Source organism: Marinobacter sp. HL-58 (genome assembly GCF_001314605.1).
GTDB lineage: Bacteria > Pseudomonadota > Gammaproteobacteria > Pseudomonadales > Oleiphilaceae > Marinobacter.
In genome coordinates this window covers 1-19,965 of record NZ_LIHP01000001.1, presented here as the reverse complement: position 1 = coordinate 19,965, position 19,965 = coordinate 1, and the positions used below count along the sequence as shown (strand labels likewise).

Below are 19,965 nucleotides of genomic sequence, written 5' to 3'. Positions count from 1 at the left end.
TGTAGGATTTCTCTGACAAGGTATTATTCCCGATGGACTCGATAACCCAGGCTGCATTGGGCGCCTCGCTGGCAGGCGCGGTCGCCGGCAAGACTCTCGGCCGTTCGGCACTGCTGATCGGCGCGGCCCTGGGCACCCTGCCGGACCTGGATGTGGTTATCGACTATGGCACGGCGGTAGCAAACTTTACCCAGCACCGGGGATTCAGCCATTCCCTGTTCATCCTGTTGCCACTGTCGTTTCTGCTTGCCTGGGGCCTGCATCGCTGGCGGCCGGTCCTCAGTTACCGACACTGGTTTACGGTCACGGCCCTGATACTGCTGACCCATCCCCTTCTGGATGCTTTCACCACTTACGGCACCCAGCTGTTCTGGCCTTTTGGCTCGCCGGTTGCCATCAGCAGCATCTTTATCATCGACCCGCTTTACACCCTGCCCTTGCTGGCCGGAATACTGGCTTTCCTGTTCCGCGGCCAACACACCAGGGCGGTTATGGCGGGCCTGGTGGTGTCGACGCTTTACCTTGGCTGGAGCTTTACCGCCCAGCAGATCATTTCGGACCGTGTCGAACCGGCCCTGGCTGCCGAAGGTCTTGAGGATGCACCGCGACTGGTGCAGCCAATGCCCTTTAACACGGTATTGTGGCGGGTGACCGTCATGGGTGAGGACCAGCGCGTGGAAATCGTGACCGGATTTCTGGACGGAGACGGGCCCGTCACCCTGGAACGCTTTCCCCGGGACCCGGAACTTGCCGAAACGGCGGCGTCACTGGAGGAAGGCCGGCGACTGGAGTGGTTCACTGACGGGTTCCTGCATTATGAGAAAGCCAATGGCACGCTGACCGCCACCGATATCCGTCTTGGCATTCCCGGCGCCCACCCCTTCACCTTTATTCTGGCCCGGGACAATGGCGACAGTCTTACGCCCGAGCCCAGCTCCCGCCTCGATCGTCCGGCGGTTGCAGGTGAATTGCTGGGTGTGTTGTGGAACCGGATGACCGGTTCCGCGCCGGTGCTGTGTCTTGCCAACCTGACGTTACCGCCGCCTGGAGAAGGCTGCACCTGACGATGCGACTGGATTATTTCATCGCCAACGCCACAGCACTTTCGCGACGGGATGCGAAGAAGGCCATCAGCGCAGGGAAGGTGGAGCTGGATGGACAGGCCTGCCGCAAAGCCGGCACACCGGTATCTCCGGATTCACTGATAACCCTGGAAGGACACCGCCTGTCATTGCCGGCTGAGCGCTACCTTATGCTGCACAAGCCTGACGGAGTCATCAGTGCCACCACAGATAGCCAGCAACCGACCGCGCTGGACCTGCTGCCAACGGACGTTCGCAAGGGGCTGCACATCGCGGGCCGGCTGGATGCTGACACCACGGGCCTGTTATTGCTGACAACCGATGGCCAGTGGTCTCACCGGATAACATCTCCGAGAGTGAGCTGCCCGAAAACCTACCGCGTCACCCTCAGTGAGACGATCGATGCCGGGGCCATTGCGCGGCTGGAACAGGGTGTTTTACTGCGAGACGAGTCCAGGCCCACCCGGCCCGCAAGCATCTGCAAACTGGATGACCGGCTGATTGATATGACCATTTCCGAAGGGCGCTACCACCAGGTCAAACGGATGCTGGCGGCAGTCGGAAATCATGTGGAAAGCCTGCATCGATGGCAGATAGGGCACATTGTCCTGGACCCGGCACTGGCACCGGGTCAATACCGGGCGCTAACGCCGGAAGAAATAGCCTGCCCCGGCTGATCAGGTTCGCTCGAACCGCTGGGCCTCAAGGTTCTTGCGCACGGAACCGGCCTCGAACACCTCGCCATTCATGGCAATATAGACACCGTGGGGCAGCAGCTTCACCGCGGCCCAGGCAAATCCGATATTGAAAACCGCATCGCTGCGGCGCATCCGTGCCGGTTGCATGGCGCCGGTAAGCACAATGGTTTTGCCCTTGACGGATAGCAGCGCCCGGGCGGTTTCCGCCATGGTATCGGTGCCGTGGGTAATAACCACACGCTCCGCGTGACAACGCCCGACCGCTTCTCTCACTGCGCCCCGGTCGTCATCCGTCATCTCCAGACTGTCCTTTCGCATCAGGCCAGTGACTGAGAATCCTTCGCGGATGTTGGATTCTGCCAGAAGCTCACCCACCAGGCTGTCTCCGATTTCAAACTCACTGTTGGCATCGAAGTACACCTTATCGATGGTACCGCCGGTGGTGAAAATCTCGATCATTGGCCGCGGATCCTGGTTAAAAGGCAATGTCAGTTTGCACTGACGGAGGTATTGTCAGAGGAAGCGTAGGCTGCGTTCTTTTTCTGCTCATAGGCCCGTGCTGCTGCGGCCACACTGCCACCGGCTCCGGTGGTCAGCCAGCGCTTGATCCGCCCGGCATCCCCCATCGGCGAGCGGGAGCCCAGGGAATCCAGTAAGACGGTTACCACGGGCCGGCCATCCATTTCAGAAAGCATGACGAGACAGCGCCCTGCATCAGACAGATAACCGGTTTTACTGACCCCGACCCCCCAGCTCTCGCGGTGTACAAGAATATTGGTGTTTCCGAATGCAAGGCGGTAACGGGGCTGCCGGAAGTGCCCCGTGAAATAACGCGTCGTGGAATATTCCCGAATCTGGGGATGATTGCTGACGGCCTTCACCAGTCGCACAAGGTCCGCCGCAGTGGAACGGTTCTCGAGGGAAAGGCCGGTCGGATCCACGAAACTGGTATTGACCATGCCCAGTTCACGGGCCTTGGCATTCATGGCCTCGACAAAGGCGTCGTAACCACCCGGATGGTGACGGGCCAGGGTATAGGCTGCAAAATTCTCCGACGACATCAGCGCGATCCGCAGAACATCGGCCCGCTTCAGCTCGGATCCTTCGCGAATCCGGGTATAGGCATTCGCCGGAGCAGGAATATGGCGCGTCTTGAACTCGAGCCATTCCGTCAGCGGCTCTCCGGACTCCATCACCACCAGCGCCGTCATCAGTTTGGTGATGGAGGCAATAGGCACGGTGCGGTCGGCATTCTTGCCATACACCAGCTCGTCGGCATCAGCAAAAGCCACAGCCGCATTGACCGACGCCAACTGCAACTGAGCGCGGTCTGGCCCGGCACCGGCAGACTCTGCCGCTTGCACATGGCTGGCCAGAGACACGCTCAGCAGCGCCGCCAACGCCACAACCACAAAACCGGCCGATCGGCTCATCTTTTCAACCCTGACTGTCATTGTCTGCACACACTTGCCTTATCAATCAAGGGTACAACTATACCAGTCAAAATGCCCGCTGGCTCCGGCCCGGCGAGGGAAAAGCGTTACCGGTTTGTCAGCAACCCGGCGCCAGACAGTCTGGCGCCGATTCAATCAGGGCTTGTCCGTCACCGCACCCTCTGACGCCGAACTGACCGTTCGCGCATACTTTGCCAGCACCCCACGGGTAAATCTTGGCGCAGGCGCTGACCAGGCCTTGCGGCGACGTTCCATTTCCTCATCGGGCACATCCAGTTCAATGCGGTTGGCAACCGCATCGATAGTAATGGTGTCACCGTCCTCGACCAGCGCCAACGGCCCGCCTTCCGCAGCTTCCGGTGTGATATGACCCACCACGAAACCATGGCTGCCGCCAGAGAAACGTCCATCGGTAATCAGCGCCACATCGCTACCCAGGCCCTTGCCCATAATGGCTGAGGTAGGTGTCAGCATCTCCCGCATGCCCGGGCCGCCCTTCGGCCCTTCATACCGGATAACCAGCACGTCGCCCGCTACAACCGTGCCGTCCATGATCCGTTCCTGTGCCTCTTCCTCGGAATGGAAAACCCGGGCCCGCCCGGTGAAGTGGGTGCCTTCCTTTCCGGTAATCTTGGCCACTGCTCCGGTAGGCGCGAGATTGCCATACAGAATCCGCAGATGGCTGTCCGCCTTGATGGGATTATCAAAGGCATGGATGATGTCCTGACTTTCCGGATAGGGGGCCACATCCCTGAGATTATCCGCCAGGCTCTGCCCCGTGACGGTCATGCAGTCACCATGGAGCATGCCCTTGTCCAGCAGCATTTTCATCAGTGGCTGAATACCGCCAATCGCCACCAGTTCGGACATCATGTAATGGCCGCTGGGGCGAAGGTCCGCCAGCACGGGTACACGCTTGCCGATCTCCACGAAGTCATCAAGAGACAACTCAACCCCGACCGTACTGGCCATGGCCAGCAGATGCAGTACGGCATTGGTGGAGCCGCCCAGGGCAATCACCACCGTAATGGCATTTTCAAAGGCTTCCCTGGTCATGATGTCAGACGGCTTGATGTCCCGTTCAAGCAGGTTCAGAACTGCCGCTCCCGCTGCCCGGCAGTCCGCCGCCTTGGTATCGGAAATCGCGTTCTGGGCAGAGCTGCCGGGCAGACTCATGCCCATTGCCTCAATGGCTGAAGCCATGGTGTTGGCGGTATACATGCCCCCGCAGGAGCCGGGGCCCGGAATCGCGGTCTCCTCGATCTGTTTGACCTCGATCAGGTCCAGGTCGCCCCGGGCATGAGCCCCGACCGCTTCGAACACCGAGATGATATCCGTGTGATTCTTCCCGGGCATGATGGTGCCACCGTAGACAAAGACCGAAGGGCGGTTGAGCCGTGCCAGGCCCATCATGCATCCGGGCATGTTCTTGTCGCAGCCACCGATGGCGACCAGGCCATCAAACCCTTCGCATCCGGCCACGGTTTCAATGGAGTCGGCAATGACCTCCCGGGATACCAGGGAGTACTTCATTCCCTCGGTACCATTGGCGATTCCATCCGATACGGTGATGGTATTGAAGGTCAGACTCTTGCCGCCGGCCTCATCGGCACCCGCAGCGGATTCTTCAGCAAGCTGGTTGATGTGCATGTTGCAGGGTGTCAGGTTGCTCCAGGTGGAGGCAATACCGATCTGCGGTTTGCGGAAATCCTCATCGGTGAAGCCCACGGCCCGCAACATGGCGCGGCTTGCCGACTTGCCAAGACCATCCACCACGGGGGATGAATATCGGCGCCGTTTGTCATCTGTCATCGCGTTGCTCTCCTGTTATCTGCCCCGGTTATCTGCCGGCAAATCCGACCTTGTTCGTACTGTCTAGAGGAGACTGGCAGAAACGCTCCCATACGGCAATACAACCTGCGCGGAAGCCTGGTCTGGCCCGAAACCCGGCCGAATGATACTGTACGCGTTCCAGCACCTGGTGGGCTCCTTTTATCGATGGCCCACCCCTTTTACCGGAGCCGTACCCTTTCCATGAGACTTATTATTCGCTATTTTTTCCGCACTCTCCGCCTGATCCTGACACCGTTCATGTTGATCAGCGAAAAAATCAGCACTCCGGAGAGTATCCATCGATCCCCGGAAGAGCAGGCCCGCGTGGACCGTGCCTGTGAAAACCTGGCACTGTACCAGTTCAGCGCCTGCCCGTTCTGCATCAAGGTCCGCAAGGAAATGGCCCGCCTGGGCCTGAATATCGAAACCCGGGATGCCCAGCACGATGGCACTCACCGTCAGGCGCTGGCTGCCGGAGGGGGCCAGATCAAGGTGCCCTGCCTGTTGATCCGCGAGGACAACAATCAGGAACGGTGGCTGTACGAGTCCGACGACATCAAATCCTGGCTGCAGCAGCAATTCGAGCCGGCCAGCGGTTGATTCTTTCGCCAGCACCCGGGTGAACACACCGTAAAACAAGATGCAGGTCCGACTGACCTGCATCAACGGCTTGACCGATTGCGACCTCTATAATCGCTTCATACAGTGAAGCCAGGAGGCCCGTCATGTCATCCCCTACAACCCAGGAACCCGTTGAGCCGCCTGTCTCGGATTACGAGATCTGGCGGCGGGGCTATGGCGTCATACAGCATTCCGAAACCACCTGCGATCAGGCCAGGCAGATGGCCGACGAACTGGTGGCTGCCGGCATCCAGCCCGACACAGCAACCGTCTACCGCAAGCTTGCAAGCCTGGACAGGTTGACCAGTGCCGGCCTCTGGCTGGTCGCCCACATGACCTACACCAGGCGCGTGGATCCCAGTGGTGCCCCGCTGTTGCCACGTGACTTCAAAGCCAGTCCCGAGGGCCACACCGGTGGAGCACTGAACATGGTGCCCGCCTATGCCGCCTATATGGCAATGAACAACCTCACCGGGCAGACCCGAAGCTGGCTCATGGGACAGGGCCATTGCGTTGCGGCCGTCGATGCGCTGAATGTACTCACCGGTAACCTGCACCCGGAACAACACAACCGTTACCAGGGTGAGAACGGCCTGTCGCAACTGGTATCCGATTTCTACAGTTACCGCCAGCGGCCGGATGGCGGCATGGAAGCGCCCCTGGGCAGCCATGTCACCCCCTACACGGCCGGTGGCATCATGGAGGGTGGCTACCTCGGTTTTGCCGAACTGCAATATGCCCACATGCCGCTGCCGGGCGAATCCCTGGTGGCGTTTCTGTCGGACGGCGCTGCGGAAGAACAGCGCGGCAGCGACTGGGTTCCGCGCTGGTGGCGGGCCGAGGATTGTGGCGCGGTACTGCCGATCATGATCGCCAATGGCCGACGGATTGAACAGCGCACGGAACTGGGAACCCGCGCCGGCCTCGAACGGTTCGGCGAGCACCTGGCGCATAGGGGATTCGAGCCCCTGCAGTTTGATGGCCGTGACCCGGCTGCGTTCGTCTGCACGCTGTACAACATGGAACAGAAACTGGACCTTTACCGCCAGCAGGCACTGACAGGGCAGCTCAGATACCCGGCCCCGATACCCTTTGGTATTGCCGAAACCACAAAGGGCTATGGCTTTTACGGCGCAGGCAGCAATCCCGCTCACAACCTGCCACTGCCGGGCAATCCCAAAATCGACACCAGGGCCCGGGAACTCTTCCACCACCATTGCGGGCTGCTGTGGGTTCCACCGGAACAGCTTGCCGAATCAGTTCGTGACCTCACCCAGCACCAGAAGCAGGCGCGACCACTGGAGCGAGACCATGCGCTGGCCATGCGTAACCCGCCAGACCCGGTCATGCCGGCACTGCCGCCATCACACGATTTTGGCTCACCGATGCTTGCCGTGGATGACTTCTTTACGGCGCTGGTCAGGGAAAATCCTGCATTACGTGCACGAGTCGGCAACCCCGATGAACTGGCCAGTAATCGCCTGGAAGGCGTGCTGGATGCGCTGAAGCATCGGGTAAACGACCCGGAAAGCGAACAGGAATCGGTTCATGGCCGGATCATTACCGCCCTCAATGAGGAAGCCGTGGTATCCGCCTGTCTGGCCAACAAGGCGGGGCTGAACCTGGTAGCCAGTTATGAAGCCTTCTGCGTGAAAATGCTGGGGGCAATCCGCCAGGAACTGATCTTTGCCCGCCAGCAAAAAGAAGTGGGGCGACCGGCCCGCTGGCTGGGTTTCCCGGTGATTGCCACCTCCCACACCTGGGAGAACGGCAAGAACCAGCAGTCCCACCAGGACACCACCTTCTGCGAGAGCCTGCTGGGGGAGATGAGCGACGTCAGCCGTGTTCTCTTCCCGGCGGACTATAACAGTACCCTGGAAGCCCTGCCCGGTGTCTACCTGGCTCGGGGCCAGCTGACCTGCATGGTCATACCGAAACGCGAACGACCGGTGGTGTTTGACACCAACGAAGCCCGGGCCCTGGCCAGGAATGGCGCTCTCGTGGTGGATGAAGACACCTCCCCGGGCGATCCGGTCATGCTGATTGCCAACGGGGCCTATCAGCTCTCTGAACTGATCCGTGCCAGTGAGCGACTACGGGAAACGGGAACACCGTTCAGGCTGGTGTATGTGCAGGAGCCGGGGCGTTTCCGTGAGCCCCGGGATACCTTTGAGGCAGCGCAGTGTGCCCGCGACCTGGAACAGGAGCGCCTGTTCCCCAGACGAATGAAACGGCGGGTCGCCCTGACCCATATGCGCCCGGAAGTGTTCCGTGGCCACCTGGCGCCGCTGTTTCCGGAGCCGTCGAAATCCCGGGTACTGGGCTACATCAACCGCGGCGGCACCCTGAACGAATCAGGCATGTTGTTTGCCAACCGAAGCTCCTGGGCCCATGCCCTGGCTGCGTGTGCAGACGTTCTGGAACGTCCGCCCGGGGAGTGGCTGTCCAGTGCCGAACTGGCTGCCATTGAAGGCCGTGGCGATGCCGCCATCATTACCCGGAGCCAGAGCTGACGACGTTTCCGGGCCCACGGCCCAGCCGACGTCTGAGCCACGTTTCCAGCTCCAGTACCACCAGTACAATGACGCCTGCGCTGGCTGCGAAAACCAGCGCACCAAGAGTGAGTGGCGCGGTGCCAAACGTCTTGTGGAACAACGGCAAGTAAGTGAACAGCAACTGCAACAGGATAACCGCACCCACCGCCAGCAGAACAATGGGAGTGCCCAGTACACCACGCAGGGTAATGGACGCCGTGTCGAGATAACGCACGGCGAACAGGTAGAAAACCTCCATGGCAACCAGAGTATTCACCGCCAGTGTGCGAGCTACCGATTCATCTGCAAACTGATCCATGGCCCAGTACCAGGCGGCAAAGATACCGATCAGGAACAGCAGGGACACGAAAGCAACCCGCCAGACCACAAACCCCGCCAGGAGGGACTCATCTCTGGGCCTGGGCGGACGCTTCATGACACCCGGTTCAGCAGGCTCGAAAGCCAGGGTCATCGCGAGGATCACCGATCCTACCAGGTTCACCCAGAGAATCTGTAACGCGGAAATCGGTAATGACAGCCCCAGCAGCAAAGCCGTAATCAGACTGATGGATTCGCCACCGTTAATCGGCAGCATGAAGGCGATGGCCTTCTTGAGATTGGTGTAAACCGTACGCCCTTCCCGCACGGCAGCGGCTATGCTGGCAAAATTATCATCCAGCAGAACCATCGACGCCGCTTCCCGGGCCGCCTCAGACCCCTTGACCCCCATGGCGATACCAACATCCGCACGCTTCAGGGCCGGTGCATCGTTCACACCATCACCGGTCATCGCCACCACGCCATGAAGCGCCTGCAACGCCTCGACCAGGCGCAACTTGTGTTCAGGGCTGGTGCGGGCAAAGATGTCCACCTCACCGGCCACCTGCTTCAGTGCATCGTCATCAAGCCGGTCCAGTTCCTTGCCAGTGATCACCCGGCCGGTATTCTTCAACCCCAGCCGCGCACCAATGGCGCTGGCTGTCATGGCATGGTCGCCGGTAATCATCTTTACCCGGATACCGGCATCATGGCAGTCCTGAATCGCTCGGATCGCTTCCTGGCGAGGCGGGTCAAGAAGGCCAACAAGCCCAAGCAACTCCAGTCCGTCGTCGATATCCTCCACAGCCAGTGTATTCTGTGAGGCTTCGGCTGGCCCGCGGGCCAGAGCCAGAACCCGAAGGCCATCGGAGGCCAGCTCGGAAATGGCATCGGTCCAGACCTTCTGGTCCAGTGCCGTGGTTTCACCGCTGGCGGTTACCATGCTGTCGCACATTTCCAGTATCCGCTCCGGGGCTCCCTTCACGTACACCACGCCATGGCGGTGATGATCGTGATTGAGTGTCGCCATGAAGCGGTACTCGGCATCGAAGGGAACTTCGTCGGCCCGCGGCCAGTGACGGCCATCGGATTCCGGGTCAAACCCGGCCTTCTGGGCAAACACTTTCAACGCCCCTTCCATGGGGTCACCAGCTACCCGGATCGCCCCCTCATAGCGTTCCAGGTGAGCGTCATTGCACAGTGCGGCGGCCCTGGCCAGCTCATCCAGCAGCGCGCTGCCGGTGGCGACCTCGTTACCGTCACGGATATCTCCGTCCAGCTCATACCCTTCACCGCCGATATCCAGCCGTCTCCCGGCCACGACCGCCGCGGTCACCATCATTTCATTACGAGTCAGGGTTCCGGTCTTGTCGGAGCAGATCACGGACACCGCCCCGAGGGTTTCAATCACCGGCATTCTGCGGACAACGGCGTGACGGTTGGCCATCCGCCGTACACCGATAGCCAGCGTGATGGTGAGAATCGCAGGCAGCCCCTCGGGAATGGCCGCCACCGTCAGGCCCACAACCGCCATGAACAGTTCACGAACCGGCAGCCCGCTCAGCGCCAGCCCGCCGCCGAAAATGGCCAGACCGGCAATAATGATAATCATCGAAAGGTAGCGGGCGAAACGGTCGATCTGTTCGAGCAAGGGTGTTTTGAGGGTGGCGGTATCCTGCAGCAAACCGGAAATCCGGCCGATCTCGGTGTCTTTCCCCGTTTTGACCACCACGCCACGGCCAGTACCCGTTGCGACCATGGTACCCGAGAAAGCCATATTGAGCTGGTCACCAAGCACCGCATCCGCTGGCTGAACCTCGGTGGTCTTGTCTACGGGCTGGGATTCTCCGGTCAGTACCGCTTCCTCTATCTTCAGATTATGGCAGCGCTCAAGGCGGAGATCGGCGGGTACCCGGTCACCAGGCTCCAGAACAACAGTGTCGCCGGGCACCAGCTCTGCCGCATCGATTTTCTGCTGACCGCCCTCACGGATCACCACGGCTTTGGGAGCCAGCATGTGCCGGATCGCCGAAAGTGCCTGTTCGGCCTTGCCTTCCTGTATGAACCCCACCATGGTCTGAATCACCACCACGGCCAGAATAACGGTGGTATCCACCCAGTGGCCCAGCAGTGCGGTGATGACTGCTGCCGTGATCAGGACATAAATCAGGAAGTTTCTGAGCTGATTGCCAAGGCGGGCGAGCGGACCACGACGGCGGGCTTCCGGCAACCGATTGTGGCCATATTTGCTCAGCCTGTCGGCTGCTTCCCCAGCGGGCAATGGCCCGGTAGCGGACAGGTCCGAGCGGGCCTGATCAATGGTCCTGGTGTGCCAACGCACATCTTGATTCTCGTCTGGTTTAGCAGAATGCGATGAGACTGATTCAGAAGATGACATCGCCGGGCTCCCTGGCTGTATAACTGTCACTATTGGAACCGGATACGGTTCCGCAGGGATTGCTTCACGTCAACATCAGCCCGGATTGGCCGGCGTTACCGGCCAACGAGCCAGCGTTCCAAAGGCACTAGCCCTGCACAAATACCGGGCCGAACCCATAATTCCAGAGGATAACGGAGCCAACGCGGGTGGAGACCAGAATCACCAGCGCCACGGTCAGCAGTGCACCTGCGTACATCACTGCCCTATCCTTGTGAATACCCATCACAATCGGAAGACCGTCATACATTAACCAGGCTCCGTACCCCGCTGCTAGCAGGAAGACGATGGCGTTGAACCAGGGAACCGGGTAAAGCAGAGCGAAACCGGCCAGGAATAGTGGCGTGCAGGAATACGCCGCCAGTGCGATTCCATTAGATGGCACCAACTCCTCGTTGGCGCCGTATGTTTTCGCCATCCAGTTAATTGCATATCCGAGCGCAAACACCCCCACAAGCATGGCCAGGTAGGTGAGCACACTCATCTGAAATGCACTGATTTCTGTCAGCTTGATCAGGCGGTCACTGCCAACGGTCCAGCCAAAGTGCGCCGTTGAAATATAGGCACAGACCGGCGCAATCGCCGCCAGCACCAATACATAGGCCACATACAGTCGTCTTGGAGGCGCATGTTCCTTGCGGATTTGTGCCCACTCACTGTCGGGATGGGTAAACAGGCCAAACGCGTGATTCAGGAGCATAGCTCGACCCTCTTGGGTTGATATTGTAGTTTACTGTTCTATTTACGTTCAGTGGGTCGCAAAAGATCAGACCCTGCCTGTTCTTAACTATAGTCAAGAATGCCAGAAGGAAAAGCCGCAGGAGCATGAAATTCAGATGGTTTCCGGCAACAGATGCTGCAACTGACGGAGTGTTGGCAACGCATCGAATGCACCGTAATGCATGGCGGCAAATGCGCCACAGCGACTGGCGAACGTCACCGCTGACTCAAGGTTACCGGGCCCCCGCAACCAGTCGCTCAGTGCCCCGGCGTCGACCCCCTGATCAACCAGGTGGAACAGTAAACCGGCAACAAACGAATCACCGGCGGCGGTGGTATCCCTGGCCTCTACCGTCGGCGGAAACAGCGCAAATACCTGCTCCCGGGTAGTGACCTGCAGTGGCCCTGCCCCGTCGGATACCAGCAGCAGCTGCACCTGTTCCGCCAGCAAGTCAGCAGACAGGTCAGCGCCTTCGCCAAACTGGGCCTCCAGCTCCTCTCGGCTGAATTTGACAATATCCGCCAGGCGGGCAGCTTTGAGGATATGAGGCGCCGGCTCTTCATGTTCTGGCCAGAGCGGTTGCCGGTAGTTCACATCGAAACTGACCAGGCAGCCATGGGCTCTTGCTCGACGAACCAGGGAGAATGTTGTCTCACGAATAGCCGGCTCGGTCAGGGTATTCGAGCAGAAGTGGACAATACGTGCGCTCTCCAGCGCCTCATCCGGACAATGCCGGGACTCAAAGCGCAGGTCTGCCGTTTCATTCCTGTAGAAGGCAAAACTGCGCTCTCCCTGCGAGTCAAGACTCACAAACGCCAGGGCTGTCATTGCATCGTCTGTCTGGCGGGTAAGCGAAACATCAACGCCATGCCGGACCAGCGCTTTCACGATGTCGCTGCCGAATAGATCCGCGCCCACCTGACCGACAAAGCCGGCACGCCCCCCGAGCCTTGCGACACCAACCGCCACATTGGCGGGCGCACCACCCGGCTGCGGGATATACACCTGCCGGCCGGCAACCGACTCACCACGCATATCAACCAGCGCTTCACCAAAACAGAGTACATCGGTCATTCCGGCCCTCCTCCGGATGCGGTTCCCGGGCAGAACGTCACGGACAACTCTCCCGCACCAGCAAACAGGTTGGCAGCAACACGTTGCGGTCCTCTTTCTCGCCAAGGAATATCTGTGCGGCGGTACGCCCCTTCTTCGCACTCTGCTGGTATACCGTGGTGAGCGAGGGGTGCAGGTTGGCGCCTTCGGGAATGCCGTCAAAACCCACGATTCGCACATCGTCCGGTACCCGCAGCCCCATTTGCAGGGCGGCCTGGATGGCGGCCAGGGCAATCCGGTCACTCATGCACAGCATCAGGTCCGGGCGTGGCGTACTGGTCAATGCCTCACGGGCAGCCTGATAGGCATCCTCGTGGGTGTTGGTGGGTGTGGACCAGATTCTGTCCGAGGATATGTGATGGCCAGCCGCCTCCAGCGCATCCAGATAACCACGGAGCCGGCGTACGGAAATGGCGCGGGTCTCGTTGAACAGCTCCCTGTCACGAATACGGCAGACCCTGTCGGTATCCACCAGCCGCAAGCCCATGATGGCAACGTTGGTAGGCGGCGTTTTCAGGGCATGTTCGGCGCTGCACCGTGCCCCTTCATAGTTGTCGATATTGACCCATGTGCATCCCTCGAGGTCAAAATCCACCGCAACCATCTGCTTGCCGTGCTGTAACAGGCGGTCGTATGTCCGGCCCTTTTTCAGCCAGCCATAAACAATGAAACCATCCACCATGGCTTCCTGCACCCGGCTTCGGTGCTCGTCATCTTCCTGGCTGGACAACAGCAGCATGTTCATCTGCCTCTGGTCGAAAACCTCCGCCAGGCCATGGAGGAATTCGCTGGCCACAGGGTCGGTCAGGCTGTACGCCAGGTTGTCCGCCAGCATTACACCAACATTACCGGTACGCCCGGTACGCAAACTGCGTGCGGCCGCATTGGGCCCCAGATAGCCATGGCGCTTGCACTCGTCCAGTATCCAGCGGCGGCGGGCCTCCGAAAGCTGATCCGGCCGGTTGAAGGCGTTGGAGATGGTCGCGGTGGACACGTTCAGTTTCTCTGCCATCAGCTTGACGGTCAGCCGCTTCTGCCGTGGATTTTCAGGATTGGTTGTTTCCATCAGTGACTGCCCATGTATCAGTTGCTTGCCGCCTGCCGGACCGAATCGCCTTCCGTTCCCGGTGCCACCCTCGGCAGGCTGTGGCCATCGGCATCGAATACATGCAGATGCTCCGGCTCGGCATCCAGGGTCACTCTCTCTCCGGCCCTGATCTGACAGGGCACGGATTCGCGAACCACCACCAGGTCATTCATGCCGGGCATTTCCAGGTACACGTATGCCTCGTTGCCGAGATACTCCACATTCACCACTTCCAGCCCGGAATCCGGCCCCGAATGCGACAGCCGGATGTGCTCCGGCCTGAGACCAACGGTCATGGCGGCATCGGCTGACATGTGGGCGGCATCCCGCTCCACTGTCACGGTTCCCATGCCGCAGACCTCAATATTGACAGACCGCCCCGGGCTGGTGGTCTTGATGGCAGCCGGAATCAGGTTCATTTTCGGCGAACCGATGAATCCGGCCACGAACAGGCTTGCAGGCGTTTCATACAGCTCGTAAGGCGTACCGATCTGCTCGATGTGGCCACCATTGAGCACGACGATCTTGTCGGCCAGTGTCATGGCTTCCACCTGGTCATGGGTCACATAAATCATGGTGGACCGAAGCCGGTCATGCAGCTTCGCAATTTCCGTGCGCATTTGCACACGCAGACTGGCGTCCAGGTTGGACAGGGGCTCGTCGAACAGCATGATTCGCGGCTCCCGGGCCATGGCGCGGCCGATGGCGACCCGCTGGCGCTGACCACCGGACAGTTCCCGGGGCTTACGTTGCAGCAGGCTGGTGAGCTGAAGGACCTCTGCGGTCTTTTCCACCCACTCCCGGACCTTGCCCTTGTTGGCTTTGTCCAGCTTCAACCCGAAGGCGATGTTTTCGTAAACCGACATATGGGGGTAAAGCGCGTAGGACTGGAACACCATACCCACGCCACGTTCTTTCGGAGAAAGATCGGTCACCACTTCCCCGTCGATTTCGATATCCCCGGCCGTGGGTTCTTCCAGCCCCGCGATCAGACGCAGAAGGGTGGATTTGCCGCAGCCCGAGGGGCCGACGAAAACCACGAATTCTCCATCTTCAACCCGCAGGTCCACACTCCGGATAATTTCAATGTTGCCAAAGGTTTTGTTGATTTTTTTCAGTTCCACACAAGCCATGGTGGAGACTCCTCTGTTGCGCCCGGCGCACCGGCCGGGGCGCGGATGTTGTTACGTTTCTGCAAAAAATGCCTGGTATGGCGGCAGCACCAGTTGGCTGCCTTCCACATATCCATGAAAACCATGACCCTCTAGCGGCCGCGATATGGCACAGGGTAACGGTAGTCGCAGCTCCTCGCCGGTCAGGTTCAGAGCCACAAGCAGGAACTGTTCGGTGGTTTTGCGGGACCAGCACAGGGCCTCACCGGTATCATCAAAAACCGTTATATCACCCTGCACCAGAGCCGGCTGCTGCTGACGCCAATGAATCAGCCTGCGCACCGAATTGAGCGTGGATTCCGGGTCCGCCTCCTGCTTGCTGACGGCGAATTCCAGGTGATCGCGGTCCACCGGCAGCCAGGGTTTTCCGGAGGTAAATCCACCTTTGGGCGACGGTTCCCAGACAATAGGTGTGCGACACCCGTCGCGGCCGCGGAATTCTGGCCAGAAGCTGATGCCATAGGGGTCCTGAAGTTCCTCATAGGGCACCGAGGCCTCCGGCAGACCGAGCTCCTCACCCTGGTACATGGACACACTACCCCGCAAAGACAGCAACAACGCCATCAGTACCCGTGGATACAGGCGCAGGTCTTCACCACCATCCGCCCACCGGGAAACCACCCGCACCACGTCATGATTGCTCAGGGCCCAGCAGGGCCAGCCATCCCCGAGACCTTGCTGATACCGCTTTACCACATCCCTCACGTACTCTGGCTCGTGCCGGTCAGACAGCAGGTCGAAAGAGTAGGCCATATGCAGGCGGTCATCGCCGGAGGTGTATTCGGCCATTCTTTCCAGTGGCCTGTCATCACCGATTTCCCCCACCAGAGTGGTTTCCGGGTACTCATCCATCAGCGCTCTCAGGTCATTGAGGAAGCCGATGTTTTCCGGCTGGCTCAGGTCATTGACATGGCGCTGGTAGGTGTAGGGGTTCATGCCCTGGGCCACAAAGGTCTTGTTTTCACCGGCCGGTACCGCCGGGTTATCCGCCAGGTTCTGGTTATGGAAATAGAAATTGACGGTATCCAGCCGGAAACCATCAACGCCAAGATCCAGCCAGAAGCGCATGTTATCCAACTGGGCCTGGCGCACCTCCGGATTGTGGAAATTGAGATCCGGCTGGCTGGCCAGGAAATTGTGCAGGTAATACTGGCCCCGCCGGGTATCCCAGGCCCAGGCACTGCCACCGAAAATGGACAGCCAGTTGTTGGGTGGCGTGCCATCCGGCTTGGGGTCGGCCCAGACAAACCAGTCTGCTTTCGGGTTATCCCGGCTGCGGCGACTTTCCTCGAACCAGGGATGAACATCCGAGGTATGGCTGATTACCTGGTCGATAATCACTTTCAGGTTCAACCGGTGCGCCTCGCTGACCAGGGCCCGAAAGTCTTCCATGGTACCGAAAAGCGGGTCCACGCCCCGGTAGTCAGAGACATCGTAGCCAAAGTCCTTCATGGGAGAGGGAAAGAAAGGTGACAGCCAGATCGCGTCTACCCCCAGCGATGCCACATAGGGCAGCTTCCCGGTCGCCCCCCTGAGGTCGCCAATGCCATCCCCTTTGCTGTCCATGAAACTGCGGGGATAGATCTGGTAAATAATGCCACCCTTCCACCAGGGCTGTGACTGGGTCATACAAACAACTCCTCAGTTAACCTTTGACCGCGCCAGCCGTCAGGCCGGAAACGATTCGACGTTGGAAGATAAGTACCAGGACCACCAGCGGCACGGTGACAATCACCGACGCGGCCATCAGGTGCCCCCAGGGCAATTCGTGCTGGGACCCACCGGTAATCAGGGCAATCGCTACCGGCACCGTGCGCTGGTCATCCGTCAGCGTGAAAGTCAGTGCGAACAGGAACTCGTTCCAGGCAGCAATAAATGCCAGCAGGCCCGTTGTGGCCATGGCGGGCCCCATCAGCGGAATGAATACCTTGAACAGGGTGACCACCGGTGAAGCACCGTCCACAATGGCGGCCTCTTCCAGCTCTTTGGGTAACTGCCGCATGAATGTGGTCAACACCCAGACCGTAAACGGGAGTGTGAAAATGGTGTAGGAAAACACCAGGGACAACGGATCGTTGTAGAGATCGAGTGCCCTAATCACCTCGAAAAGGCCCGACAATACGGCTACCTGGGGAAACATGGACACCCCCAGCACGATCATCAGCACGGTTCCCCGGCCACGAAATTGCACCCGCCCCAGTGCGTAGGCTGCGGTCAGACCAAATATCATGGCAATGGCGACCGCGGACGTGGAAACCAGTATGGAGTTCCAGATACTGGACACGAACGAGCTCTGCCCCAGCACCGACTGGTAGTTTTCCAGATTGAACGTGGTCATCCAGTAGTCGATATTGAACAGCTCGGAGCCGCTCTTGAACGACGTCAGGATGGCGTAATAAAAAGGGAACACCGTGAACAGCAGGATCGCGGCAAGCAAAAGCCCGAACCCGGTTTTCGCCATTATCTTTTTCAGCATTTTACGGTTCATGCGTCACCTCCGAACTGTTTGCGCCCCAGGTAGAGGTAGGTAATGGTCAGCAGGGCAATAATCAGGAACAGGACAGTGGATGCGGCGGAGCCGTAACCGACGTCCTGGAATTCCACCAGCTGCTGACGGGCATAGACCGACATCGACATGGTGTCCTCACTGTTGGAGGTGAGCACGTAGATCACATCGAATACCCGCAGCGCATCCAGCACCCGGAAAATGATCGCCACCATCAGCGCCGGATAGATCAGTGGCAGGGTGACACGGAAGAACACCCGCACCGGATGGATGCCGTCCACTTTTGCCGCCTCGTAGCAGTCCGACGGCAGCATCTGCAGTGCCGCCAGCGTCAACAACGCCATGAAAGGTGTGGTTTTCCAGACATCCACCATGATCACTGCCCACATGGACAGATCCGAGTTGGCGGTCCAGTTCAGGGGCTCGGCAATCACACCCAGGGTCATCAGCAGGTCATTGAGAATCCCGAACTGGTCATGGAGCATCCAGCCCCACATCTTTGCCGACACAATGGTGGGAATGGCCCAGGGAATCAGGGTAGCGGCGCGGATCAGGCCGCGCCCCCGGAACTGGGCATTCAGAGTCAGGGCGATAATCAGCCCCAGTACCGTCTCGGCTCCCACGGACACCACCGTGAAGAACAGCGTATTCCAGACCGCACGCCACCAGCTCGGATCCGCCAGCACGCCGTACCAGGCTCCGTCGTCATAGACCAGGTAGTTCTCAATCCCGACCAGGCTGTAGTTGCTGATATCCGAGAAACTGGCGTCGGTAAAGCTGAACCAGATAGTACGTATCAGAGGCCAGCCGGCTACTGCGGCCAGCACTACCAGCATCGGAATCAGGAACAACCAGGCCGCACGCAGGCGCTGCCGATGCACTCGGTTGTGCCGCCGTGTAGGGGGAGCGGACCGGGCGAGTGACTGCTCGCCCGCATCCGCGCTTGCTGAGTTTACGGTCGGATTTGCCATGGTAATTACCAGCCGCGACGCCCGAGCCGCTTCAGCTGTCCTTCAAGCCCGTTCAGCGCCTGCCCGGGCTCCTGTTTGCCGGCGAGCACCTCGTGGGTGGCATTGAAGAACGCGTTGCTGACTCGGTTGTACTGGTCACCGGTGGCCGAGGACGGGCGTGGCACGCCATTCTTGAAGGTCTCGAACAGCTCACCGAAGAACGGCACCGCCGAGAGCACTTCCTCGTCCCGGTAAAGGTCTGGAATGGTCGGGTTATAGCTGCCCTCGATAGCGCGGCGCTTCTGCTCCTCATAGCTGGTCAGGAACCGCACCAGATCAGCAGCCTCGTCGACGTTCTCGGAATACCTGGATACGGCCAGCTGCCAGCCACCCAATGTGCCGGCGTGCTGGCCGTCCTCGCCACCCTTCGGCAACGCGGAAACGCCAACCTTGTCCCTGACCGGGCTGTCATCACTCTGCGCCAGACTCCAGGCGTAGGGCCAGTTACGCATGAACAGGGCATTGCCGGACTGGAACACACCCCTGGCCTCTTCCTCGGTGTAGTTGAGAACACTGCGCGGAGAAATGTTGCCGATCCAGGAGCTGGCCAGTGCCAGGGCCTCTGCCGCCTGTTCATTGTTGATGGTCACTTCACCTTCGGCATCGACGATGGTGCCGCCATGATGGCTGGCCACCCATTCCAGGGCGTTACAGGTCAGCCCCTCGTAGGCCCTGCCCTGCCACACATAACCCCAGAACCGGTCGTTACCGGCATCGCGCTCTTCGGCCATAATGGCCTTGGCGGTATCGGTCAGCTGCTCCCAGGTTTCAGGCACTTCCATGTCGTATTTTTCCAGCAGATCCTTGCGGTAATACAACACTCCGGCATCGGTGAACCAGGGCATGGCCACCAGGCTGCCGTCCACGGTATTGTTCTCCACCAGCGCCTCGAAGTGCTCGCCTTGAGCGCCATCGGTGTATTCCGACAGGTCAACGAGGTGCTTGGCGAGCATGCCGGGCCAGACCACATCAATCTGGAACACATCCACGTCACCGGACTCGGCCGCGAACAGCTGCTGGTAAAGCGACAGCCGTTCAGTGGCGGAGTTGGGCGTGGAGACGACTTTCACCTCGTGGCCGGTTTTATCCGACCACGCTTTGGTACCCTCTTCACAAAGTTGCTTTTCGGCGCCAACGGCACCGCAGGAAATGGTGATGGTTTTCGCCTGCAGGCCACCGGCCAGAAGGCTGGCGGCGAGGCCGCCTAGAATCCACTGAAATCCGTTGGATCTGAACATGATGCTTACCTCGTCTTGTTGTTGTCAGTATCAGAACCAGATTTCCATCTGGGTACCAAAGGTCCACTGGCTGCCGGCAAAGTCTTCCTGACCCAGGGCGTCGCCACCGTCATACTGGTTGAGCTCATCGTCCCAGGTGGA

The 19,965-nt window shown here is 59.7% G+C and carries 16 protein-coding genes; 4 read left to right on the top strand and 12 right to left on the bottom strand.

The window, feature by feature from the left end:
• Positions 1-32 precede the first annotated feature (32 nt).
• The gene (locus tag HLUCCO03_RS00080; protein ID WP_027829949.1) at positions 33-1,064 is read left to right on the top strand and encodes a metal-dependent hydrolase; all 1,032 of its coding nucleotides are present in this window, start codon (positions 33-35) and stop codon (positions 1,062-1,064) included.
• 2 nt (positions 1,065-1,066) lie between these two features.
• Positions 1,067-1,759, top strand: coding sequence for a pseudouridine synthase (locus HLUCCO03_RS00075; RefSeq protein ID WP_027829950.1), 693 nt, complete (start codon positions 1,067-1,069; stop codon positions 1,757-1,759).
• Here HLUCCO03_RS00075 and HLUCCO03_RS00070 read toward each other — a convergent pair whose 3' ends face one another.
• The 3 genes from HLUCCO03_RS00070 to ilvD form a co-directional block, all read right to left on the bottom strand.
• A complete protein-coding gene (locus HLUCCO03_RS00070) occupies positions 1,760-2,239 on the bottom strand; it encodes an asparaginase domain-containing protein (protein ID WP_027829951.1) in 480 nt (159 codons plus the stop codon).
• Between the two features lie 29 nt (positions 2,240-2,268).
• The gene (gene pbpG / locus HLUCCO03_RS00065; RefSeq protein ID WP_027829952.1) at positions 2,269-3,213 is read right to left on the bottom strand and encodes a D-alanyl-D-alanine endopeptidase; all 945 of its coding nucleotides are present in this window, start codon (positions 3,211-3,213) and stop codon (positions 2,269-2,271) included.
• Positions 3,214-3,369: 156 nt separating this feature from the next.
• A complete protein-coding gene (gene ilvD / locus HLUCCO03_RS00060; RefSeq protein ID WP_027829953.1) occupies positions 3,370-5,046 on the bottom strand; it encodes a dihydroxy-acid dehydratase in 1,677 nt (558 codons plus the stop codon).
• Between the two features lie 222 nt (positions 5,047-5,268).
• Between ilvD and HLUCCO03_RS00055 the strand changes: the two genes are divergently transcribed.
• The gene (locus HLUCCO03_RS00055; RefSeq protein ID WP_027829954.1) at positions 5,269-5,667 is read left to right on the top strand and encodes a glutathione S-transferase N-terminal domain-containing protein; all 399 of its coding nucleotides are present in this window, start codon (positions 5,269-5,271) and stop codon (positions 5,665-5,667) included.
• Positions 5,668-5,792: 125 nt separating this feature from the next.
• Complete coding sequence (locus HLUCCO03_RS00050) at positions 5,793-8,201, top strand: xylulose 5-phosphate 3-epimerase (RefSeq protein ID WP_027829955.1); 2,409 nt, start codon at positions 5,793-5,795, stop codon at positions 8,199-8,201.
• Here HLUCCO03_RS00050 and HLUCCO03_RS00045 read toward each other — a convergent pair.
• The 9 genes from HLUCCO03_RS00045 to HLUCCO03_RS00005 all read right to left on the bottom strand — a co-directional run bounded on the left by HLUCCO03_RS00045 (position 8,182) and on the right by HLUCCO03_RS00005 (position 19,824).
• Positions 8,182-10,938 carry an HAD-IC family P-type ATPase gene (locus tag HLUCCO03_RS00045; protein ID WP_036197046.1) on the bottom strand — a complete coding sequence of 919 codons (2,757 nt, stop codon included), beginning with the start codon at positions 10,936-10,938 and terminating at the stop codon, positions 8,182-8,184. The two genes, HLUCCO03_RS00050 and HLUCCO03_RS00045, sit on opposite strands and share 20 nt — an antisense overlap.
• Before the next feature lie 127 nt (positions 10,939-11,065).
• Positions 11,066-11,677: a Yip1 family protein gene (locus HLUCCO03_RS00040; protein ID WP_027829957.1), complete on the bottom strand. Its 612-nt coding sequence runs from the start codon at positions 11,675-11,677 to the stop codon at positions 11,066-11,068.
• Between the two features lie 132 nt (positions 11,678-11,809).
• Positions 11,810-12,772 (bottom strand): carbohydrate kinase, encoded by a 963-nt coding sequence (locus HLUCCO03_RS00035; RefSeq protein ID WP_027829958.1) that lies wholly within the window; start codon positions 12,770-12,772, stop codon positions 11,810-11,812.
• 37 nt (positions 12,773-12,809) lie between these two features.
• The gene (locus HLUCCO03_RS00030) at positions 12,810-13,877 is read right to left on the bottom strand and encodes a LacI family DNA-binding transcriptional regulator (protein WP_027829959.1); all 1,068 of its coding nucleotides are present in this window, start codon (positions 13,875-13,877) and stop codon (positions 12,810-12,812) included.
• Positions 13,878-13,894: 17 nt separating this feature from the next.
• Positions 13,895-15,031 carry an ABC transporter ATP-binding protein gene (locus HLUCCO03_RS00025; protein ID WP_027829960.1) on the bottom strand — a complete coding sequence of 379 codons (1,137 nt, stop codon included), beginning with the start codon at positions 15,029-15,031 and terminating at the stop codon, positions 13,895-13,897.
• A gap of 51 nt (positions 15,032-15,082) precedes the next feature.
• On the bottom strand, positions 15,083-16,699 hold the full coding sequence (locus tag HLUCCO03_RS00020) for an alpha-amylase family glycosyl hydrolase (protein ID WP_027829961.1): 1,617 nt from the start codon (positions 16,697-16,699) through the stop codon (positions 15,083-15,085).
• A 16-nt stretch (positions 16,700-16,715) separates the two neighbouring features.
• Complete coding sequence (locus tag HLUCCO03_RS00015; RefSeq protein WP_027829962.1) at positions 16,716-17,558, bottom strand: carbohydrate ABC transporter permease; 843 nt, start codon at positions 17,556-17,558, stop codon at positions 16,716-16,718.
• A complete protein-coding gene (locus HLUCCO03_RS00010) occupies positions 17,555-18,547 on the bottom strand; it encodes a carbohydrate ABC transporter permease (protein ID WP_027829963.1) in 993 nt (330 codons plus the stop codon). Before HLUCCO03_RS00010 ends, HLUCCO03_RS00015 begins: the two co-directional genes overlap by 4 nt.
• 5 nt (positions 18,548-18,552) lie before the next feature.
• Positions 18,553-19,824 carry an ABC transporter substrate-binding protein gene (locus HLUCCO03_RS00005; protein ID WP_036197048.1) on the bottom strand — a complete coding sequence of 424 codons (1,272 nt, stop codon included), beginning with the start codon at positions 19,822-19,824 and terminating at the stop codon, positions 18,553-18,555.
• Positions 19,825-19,965 lie beyond the last annotated feature (141 nt).

Bases quoted from the DNA above. Each gene is read 5' to 3' on its own strand.
- HLUCCO03_RS00080 (WP_027829949.1), top strand. From the start codon at position 33: ATGGACTCGATAACCCAGGCTGCATTGGGCGCCTCGCTGGCAGGCGCG.
- HLUCCO03_RS00075 (WP_027829950.1), top strand. From the start codon at position 1,067: ATGCGACTGGATTATTTCATCGCCAACGCCACAGCACTTTCGCGACGG.
- HLUCCO03_RS00070 (WP_027829951.1), bottom strand. From the start codon at position 2,239: ATGATCGAGATTTTCACCACCGGCGGTACCATCGATAAGGTGTACTTC.
- pbpG (WP_027829952.1), bottom strand. From the start codon at position 3,213: ATGAGCCGATCGGCCGGTTTTGTGGTTGTGGCGTTGGCGGCGCTGCTG.
- ilvD (WP_027829953.1), bottom strand. From the start codon at position 5,046: ATGACAGATGACAAACGGCGCCGATATTCATCCCCCGTGGTGGATGGT.
- HLUCCO03_RS00055 (WP_027829954.1), top strand. From the start codon at position 5,269: ATGAGACTTATTATTCGCTATTTTTTCCGCACTCTCCGCCTGATCCTG.
- HLUCCO03_RS00050 (WP_027829955.1), top strand. From the start codon at position 5,793: ATGTCATCCCCTACAACCCAGGAACCCGTTGAGCCGCCTGTCTCGGAT.
- HLUCCO03_RS00045 (WP_036197046.1), bottom strand. From the start codon at position 10,938: ATGTCATCTTCTGAATCAGTCTCATCGCATTCTGCTAAACCAGACGAG.
- HLUCCO03_RS00040 (WP_027829957.1), bottom strand. From the start codon at position 11,677: ATGCTCCTGAATCACGCGTTTGGCCTGTTTACCCATCCCGACAGTGAG.
- HLUCCO03_RS00035 (WP_027829958.1), bottom strand. From the start codon at position 12,772: ATGACCGATGTACTCTGTTTTGGTGAAGCGCTGGTTGATATGCGTGGT.
- HLUCCO03_RS00030 (WP_027829959.1), bottom strand. From the start codon at position 13,877: ATGGAAACAACCAATCCTGAAAATCCACGGCAGAAGCGGCTGACCGTC.
- HLUCCO03_RS00025 (WP_027829960.1), bottom strand. From the start codon at position 15,031: ATGGCTTGTGTGGAACTGAAAAAAATCAACAAAACCTTTGGCAACATT.
- HLUCCO03_RS00020 (WP_027829961.1), bottom strand. From the start codon at position 16,699: ATGACCCAGTCACAGCCCTGGTGGAAGGGTGGCATTATTTACCAGATC.
- HLUCCO03_RS00015 (WP_027829962.1), bottom strand. From the start codon at position 17,558: ATGAACCGTAAAATGCTGAAAAAGATAATGGCGAAAACCGGGTTCGGG.
- HLUCCO03_RS00010 (WP_027829963.1), bottom strand. From the start codon at position 18,547: ATGGCAAATCCGACCGTAAACTCAGCAAGCGCGGATGCGGGCGAGCAG.
- HLUCCO03_RS00005 (WP_036197048.1), bottom strand. From the start codon at position 19,824: ATGTTCAGATCCAACGGATTTCAGTGGATTCTAGGCGGCCTCGCCGCC.